This window comes from Pseudoalteromonas sp. BSi20480, assembly GCF_000241365.1.
Classification (GTDB): Bacteria; Pseudomonadota; Gammaproteobacteria; order Enterobacterales; family Alteromonadaceae; genus Pseudoalteromonas; species Pseudoalteromonas marina.
Genome location: NZ_BADX01000118.1, coordinates 1 through 6277, shown reverse-complemented (window position 1 = coordinate 6277; position 6277 = coordinate 1). Strand labels below are relative to the sequence as shown.

The window sequence follows — 6277 nt, the reverse complement described above, 5'->3', positions numbered from 1 at the left end:
GAGAGGGCATAAAAACATAAACCTTTTTAGAACTATCTCTTCCTCTAAAGCGCAGCGCATCTAAAAGCAAAACCCATATATACGCCACCTTAACGGAAGATGCAGAGCTTGCTGATGTGAAAAGCGTAGCTTTTAAAATAAAAAACTTTTGCACAAAGAGAAACAAATGAGAAGTAAGTGAGAAAACATACAGACCAACAACAACCTTTTTTGCACTATCACTGCCTCTAAAGGCGCAGCGCCTCTTATCCTCTTTGTGAATAAATCACTTTACGGGTTTTGCCCATCACGCCAGCAAGCTGCGCATCTAAAAGTAAAACCCATATATACACCTTAGCGGAAGATGAAGAGCTTGCTGATGTGAAAAGCGAAGCTTTAAAATAAAAAACTTTTGCACAAAGAGAAACGAATGAGAAGTAAATGAGAAAACATGAACCAACAACAACCTTTTTAACACTATCACTGCCTCTAAAAGCGCAGCGACCCTTACCCTTTTTGTGAATAAATCACTTATGGGCATTACCCGCTAAACAGGCAAGCTTCGCGTCTACAAGTTAAACGCGGAACCTGTTTAATTTAAAACACACATAGTTATTTTTTATGCAGCGCCTCTATTCGTGCAAGTAGGCTTGAAGTATCGTATCGGCCGCCGCCAAGTGCTTGTACATCAGCGTAATATTGGTCTACCGTTGCAGTCATTGGCAACGTAGCACCATTGTTTTTAGCTTCATCAAGCGCAATGCCTAAATCTTTGCGCATCCAATCTACGGCAAAACCAAACTCGTACTCACCTGCCCACATTGTTTTGTAGCGGTTTTCCATTTGCCACGATCCTGCAGCACCTTTAGAAATGGTTTCAATTACTTTTTCGCCATCAAGCCCTGCTTGCTTAGCAAAATGTAAGCCCTCGGCTAAACCCTGTACAACACCGGCAATACAAATTTGATTAACCATTTTACAAAGCTGGCCCGAGCCTACGCCACCTAACAATTGGCTAAAACGGCTAAACGCCGCCATTACAGGCTGTACTTTTGCAAATACGGCTTCAATGCCACCAGCCATTACTGTTAAAACGCCATTTTCTGCACCGGCTTGTCCGCCGGACACTGGCGCATCGATAAAGTCAATATTTTGCAGCGCCGCTTTTGCAGCTACTTCACGGGCAACTTCTGCAGAGGTTGTAGTGTGATCAACTAATATGGTATGCGGTAACATACCCGCCAAAACGCCATTGTCACCATAAACTACAGAACGTAAATCATCGTCGTTACCCACACACATAAATACAATATCAGCGCCTTGAGCAGCTTCGCGTGGGGTATCTGCAACGCTTCCTTTATATTGTTCAGCCCAACTTTGCGCCTTTGATTGCGTACGATTAAATACACATACGCTATGCCCTTTATTGGCTAAATGCCCCGCCATTGGGTAACCCATTACGCCTAAACCTATAAATGCGACTTTCATTGACATAAAAATGACCTATTTAACTGCTAACTTAGAAACTAGGTCCCGATTATGTCAACCGGCCAACAAAAAAGCGAATGAAAGTCTTTGTAAAATTTCCACCAATTGGAAATTAAGTAGGTAACCAATGGATAGTATTTATCAGTTTAATGCACCACTTTATAACAGTGAAAATTTTTCTTTAAGCGAGTTAAAAGGCAAAACCGTACTCATTGTCAATACAGCCAGTAAATGTAGTTTTTCAATGCAATTAAATGCTCTCGAAAAGCTATACCAAGAGTACAAGGAACGTGGCTTAACGGTACTTGCATTTCCATGTAACCAGTTTGGGCAAAACGAGCCACTTGATAATTTAGCTATCAGAGATTTTTACCAAATGCAGTTTGGTGTTTCGTTTAAAGTATTTGGTAAAGTTATGGTAAATGGCCCAGACGCTCACCCTTTATTTAGCTATTTAAAATGCCATACCCGCGGTATTTCACAAAACCGTGCAGTGAAATGGAATTTCACAAAGTTTTTAATTAACTCACAGGGGCAATTAGTCGCACGCTATGCACCGCGTACTAAACCTGAAACACTTAAACAGGTTATCGAAACACACCTACAGAAAGCCGTTGAACCAAGTGACATAAAAGCAACACCCATTATGTCTGCTTTAAATAGGCGCACAGCGCTGTAAATAAAAAGTAATCGCTACTTGAGCACATGGCAGTAACGTAGTTTAATTTAAACAGGTTAACTATTTTAAACGCACCAAATTGTTGGAGCCACACCATGAACATTGCTTTTTTTAGCGCACAAAAGTACGAAAAACCTTTTTTTGAACAGAGTATTGCAACTCATAATAACTTAGCAATAACCTATTTTGAGCAGTCGCTTAACGAGCAAACTGCGGTGTTAGCAAGCAATTACAATTCAGTGTGTGTATTTGTAAACGATACAGTTAATGCTCAAGTTATAAGGCTATTAGCAGCCCAAGGTGTAAATACTATATTACTGCGCTGTGCCGGTTTTAATAATGTTGATTTAGATGCGGCAAAAGCACATAACATTCATGTTTTGCGTGTACCAGCATACAGTCCCGAAGCCGTAGCTGAGCATTGTATTGCGCTTATGCTTACACTGAGCCGAAAAACACATAAAGCCTACAACCGCGTGCGCGAAGACAACTTTGATCTAAACGGGTTACTTGGCTTTAACTTGCATAACAAAACAGTGGGCATTATTGGGTGCGGAAAAATTGGCTTAGCACTGTGTAATATACTCAATGGATTTGGCGCAAACGTTTTAGTGTGCGACCCAAATGCAATACCGGGTAACTACTCCATTACCGACCTAAACACGTTACTTACCCAAAGCGATATTATTTCGCTGCATTGCCCACTAAACGAGCAAACCCATCATTTAATCGATGAACATGCTTTTGCTAAAATGAAACCCGGCGTTATGCTTATCAACACCTCACGTGGTGCATTACTCGACAGCAAAGCCTGCATACAAGCACTTAAAACACAAAAACTAGGTTACTTAGGACTTGATGTATACGAGCAAGAATCCGAACTGTTTTTTAAAAACCACAGCGACGAAATAAACCAAGACGATATATTTTCCCGTTTAGTTGGTTTTAAAAATGTCCTGATCACCGGGCATCAAGGCTTTTTTACTCAAGAAGCGCTCAACGAAATAGCAAACACCACCATCACAAATGCTCTTGAGGTTGAACAGAGTAAACCGCTTACTAACTCCGTTTTTAAAAATTAACATTTATAGCCATTTACACTTGCCAAAATATGCATTGCAGTGGTATCAATTAGTTATATTTAATGGCTTTTTTAGCAGGTGTTTAAATGGAAAAACAGCGTTATTCATAGATGCAGAAAATATAAGCCATAAATATATAGAGCAAATAATGGCTAAGTTTGAACATATTGAGGTTAAAAAAGCATATGGCAACTTTGGAGCTGTACAGCTAAAACCTTGGGTGAATATATGCTCGCGCTTTGCTATAGAAATGGTGTACCAAGAAAAACTCGTAAAATCGAAAAGTAATGCTGCCGATATTGCGTTAACTGTCGGGGTTATGGAGTCATTGTATGTCTCGCCGATTGACACTTTTGCAATCGCTTCATCTGATTCTGACTTTGCGGCGCTAGTGCACTTTTTAAGACGAAATGGTAAAAAAGTAATAGGGTTTGGTAATAATACAGCGAGCGCTAAACACTACTTTGATGATTTTTATATTTTAGGTAAACAAAACACCATACCCAAAGTAAAAAATAAAAGTATTGCCTCTGTTGATACCTACCATTTAGCACTGGTGAAAGAAGCCGTTGAGAACACACAACATGCAAAAACTGGACTCTCTGAAACAGTGGATGTTGGTACCTATCTTCATCGAATATTCAACATTACAAAAAAGCAGCTAGGCGTAAGTAAGCTATATCAATATTTTAAATATCACGATCAGCATTTTAAAATGCAAAAAGCCCCCGACGGAGGCTTTTTAGTCTCGTTGCATTAAGTTATTAACCAAACGCGACGTTTGCAAACACCAAGGTCATTAATATTGGGCATACAAAACGAATATACTGGGCAAACCAAAAATGCGCGCCGGTGCTAGCTTGGTGTAACTTATTACCTCGTTTGAACATCCAGCCAACCGTTATAAAATAAAACAACCCCATTAACGGGAGTTGGTACTGAGTAAACACCATAATAACTAAACCAAATAACCAATCAAAGTTTACTATAATTGCACTCGCACATATTAAAACCACTAAGCTTACCAACCACGTGGCTTTAGTTCGGTTTACATTGTGGTTTTCAACTAAAAACGCAACCGGAATTTCAGTAGACGAAATAGTCGAGGTCACAGACGCTATCGACATCAAAACAAAAAACAATAAACCAACCAGTAACCCTATTTCTCCCATGGTATTAAATAGCTCAGGTAAAATAGCAAATATAAGCTGCCCTTCACCTATTAATTTACCGCCACTAAACACCTCAACACCGTTATGCTGTGCAACATAAATAGCCGGAATAATAAGTAAACCGGCTAAAAATGCAACGCTCGTATCAAGTAATGCAACACTTGCCGTTAGTTTTGGTAAATTGGCATCAGGCTGTAAATACGAGCCGTAAATCATCATACAACCCACCCCTAACGACAACGAAAAGAACGCTTGTCCCATAGCGGCAATAATTAAATTTGGATCGAGTATTTGGCTAAAGTTAGGCATTAAATACGCTGCAAAACCTTCGCTTGCGCCATCCAAAGTGGCTATATAAGCAATTAGCGCGACAAGTAACACCAATAGCATAGGCATAAGTCGGCGCGACCAGGTTTCAATACCCGATTTAACCCCCTTTAAAATAATGCAGGCCGTTAAAATAAGCATTAATGGTGTAAATACAAAATTACGGGCTTGCGAGTCACTGTGTAAAAACTCGCTCACACTGTGTAAACCAACAAACGTTGTAACAGGCTCAATTGCGTACGACAGCATCCACCCTGCCACAATTGAATAAAAACTCAACATGACCACAGCACCCGCAAGGCCAATATAGCCCGCAGCTGCACCTATTTTACGGTTGCTATCTTGCCATGCGTTACCCAGCGCTTTTACCGGGTTTGCTTGTGCGTTATGGCCTAAATAAAGCTCGGTATATAGCGCCGGTAACGCCAATAAAAAGATAACCAGAAAATAGACGAGTAAAAATGCTCCACCGCCATGATTAGCAGCTTGTGTAGGAAATCCCCAAATATTACCCAAACCCACTGCCGCGCCAGCAGCGGCTAAAACAAAACCAAGTCGGCTTTGAAACCCATCACGCATTTGTGCCATACATCTACAAATCTGTTATTATTTTGATTGTTGTGAATTAAACCATATTTAATGCCAGCTGAGTAATAAAATTGTATTCAGCCTTTGTTTGTCGCGTTAACTGCTCACAATAACAACGACTTTTTACTTTTTGAGCTGATATGACCGCACATTTTTTTAATAACGCCTTAACTATAACGCCAACAGATTTTGCCAATTTACCTAAAGGCAAAAGTACCGTTTTGTTGTTCGACGCTAATACACTTAGTTTGGCTGATTACAACTTGGCGAGCTTACTCAGCGAATTTGAATTAACCGTTATTAACCGCCGTAAAAACCAAATAGCTAAAAAAGAATATGTAGCAAGCCGTTTACTTTTAAAATTGCTTGTAAAATCCACCCTCCCTGAATTTTCAAATGTGCCATTAAATGCCATTAACACAAGCTTTAACCAAGCCACGGCTAAATTGGAGCTGCATATTAACGAGTGCGTTATTAATACGTGTATATCGCACTCTCATGGTTTTGTTGGGGTTGCTTTAAATTTAGAAAGCGAGGCATTTGGCTTCGACCTTGAAAAAATTAGCTTAACGCGCCCGTTTGAAAAACTAGCCAAGCATTTTTACCACACAGACGAAGTTACATTAATTACGTCTCAACCTAATACGCAAAGCCAAGCCAATACCTTTTTTAGAATTTGGACATTAAAAGAGTCATTAGCTAAAGCAACTGGTCGCCCTATTGCCAAATTACTTAGCCCCAACGTATTTAACGAATTAACCTTAGTCAGCTTGACCGCAAGCAGCCAAGTAGTAAACACGCAAACAGAGACGTTTGATTTAACCTTAGTGCATAAAAAAAGCACCAACTGGCGGTGCTTTGTGTTAACCGATGTCTCGCTTATACCAATCCGCTAAATTAAGTGATCTATTTTGAGGATAGATAAACGTGGTGATAGCTAGGCAAAAATTCGTTATTTAGTT

6 protein-coding genes are annotated in these 6277 nt (G+C 39.9%); 4 read left to right on the top strand and 2 right to left on the bottom strand.

The features are described from left to right. Positions 1-591: 591 nt before the first annotated feature. Positions 592-1473 (bottom strand): NAD(P)-dependent oxidoreductase, encoded by an 882-nt coding sequence (locus P20480_RS06320; RefSeq protein WP_008130852.1) that lies wholly within the window; start codon positions 1471-1473, stop codon positions 592-594. A 121-nt stretch (positions 1474-1594) separates the two neighbouring features. Between P20480_RS06320 and P20480_RS06325 the strand changes: the two genes are divergently transcribed. The 3 genes from P20480_RS06325 (at position 1595) to P20480_RS06335 (ending at position 3988) form a co-directional block, all read left to right on the top strand. Then, complete coding sequence (locus P20480_RS06325) at positions 1595-2146, top strand: glutathione peroxidase (RefSeq protein WP_008130850.1); 552 nt, start codon at positions 1595-1597, stop codon at positions 2144-2146. 95 nt (positions 2147-2241) lie between these two features. Further along, positions 2242-3228 carry a 2-hydroxyacid dehydrogenase gene (locus tag P20480_RS06330; RefSeq protein ID WP_008130847.1) on the top strand — a complete coding sequence of 329 codons (987 nt, stop codon included), beginning with the start codon at positions 2242-2244 and terminating at the stop codon, positions 3226-3228. 19 nt (positions 3229-3247) lie between these two features. After that, positions 3248-3988 (top strand): NYN domain-containing protein, encoded by a 741-nt coding sequence (locus P20480_RS06335; protein WP_008130845.1) that lies wholly within the window; start codon positions 3248-3250, stop codon positions 3986-3988. A 4-nt stretch (positions 3989-3992) separates the two neighbouring features. On the opposite strand, the gene P20480_RS06340 is transcribed toward P20480_RS06335, so the two are convergent. Next, positions 3993-5315: a sodium-dependent transporter gene (locus P20480_RS06340; protein ID WP_008130843.1), complete on the bottom strand. Its 1323-nt coding sequence runs from the start codon at positions 5313-5315 to the stop codon at positions 3993-3995. Between the two features lie 140 nt (positions 5316-5455). On the opposite strand from P20480_RS06340, the gene P20480_RS06345 reads away from it, so the two are divergent. Continuing rightward, positions 5456-6211, top strand: coding sequence for a 4'-phosphopantetheinyl transferase family protein (locus P20480_RS06345; protein ID WP_006794901.1), 756 nt, complete (start codon positions 5456-5458; stop codon positions 6209-6211). Positions 6212-6277: the final 66 nt, after the last annotated feature.